A 611-nucleotide genomic window follows, 5' to 3' on the forward strand; every position below is an offset into this window, starting at 1 on the left:
CGCACTACGTGGCCGGCGAAACCGCGTCGTCGATCGACTGGGTACGCGCCGCGTACGGCAACCAGTTGCACCGGCATCTCGGCATCAATCTCGACGACGAATCGGTCGCCGCGCTCGACGAGTTCAAGACGTTCCTGCACGACCACGGTTTTCTGGAAGCCGATTTCGACGTCGCCGACTGGATCGATCCGCGCCCGCTCGCCGACGTGCTGCGGCCGTCGTTGCAGAAGCGCGCGTGAGCCCCTTTCACGTTCACTGCTCCGGACCATCATGAAACCCACACTCTCCCTCGCGTCGCTGCATCGCCCGCTGCGCGCGCTGCTCGCCGCGCTGCCATTGGCCGTCGCATCATTCGTCACGCCCGCCGCCCACGCGCAAGACGCGCCCAAGGTCGTGCGAATCGCCGTCGTCGCGTATTCGAGCGGCGGCAAGACGCAATACGCGGGCGCATCCGCGCTGATCGACGCCGACAAGTCGCTCGAAAAAGCGCTCGCCGCGCGACACGTGACGCTGCAATGGGTGCCGGTGTCGACCGCCGCGGTCGGCACGCTCGTCAACGAGGCATTCACGAACGGCAGCATCGATTTCGCCGGCTACGGCGACCTGCCGTC

The 611-nt window shown here is 66.8% G+C and carries 2 pseudogenes; both read left to right on the forward strand.

Annotated elements, in window-relative coordinates:
• Nucleotides 1–239: pseudogene (locus JMF90_RS39575) on the forward strand (ABC transporter substrate-binding protein); the annotation flags it as partial.
• Between the two features lie 31 nt (nucleotides 240–270).
• Nucleotides 271–611, forward strand: a pseudogene (locus JMF90_RS39580) (nitrate ABC transporter substrate-binding protein); the annotation flags it as partial.

The sequence above is a fragment of the Burkholderia sp. E168m23 genome (assembly GCF_016586125.1).
Lineage (GTDB): Bacteria > Pseudomonadota > Gammaproteobacteria > Burkholderiales > Burkholderiaceae > Burkholderia > Burkholderia orbicola.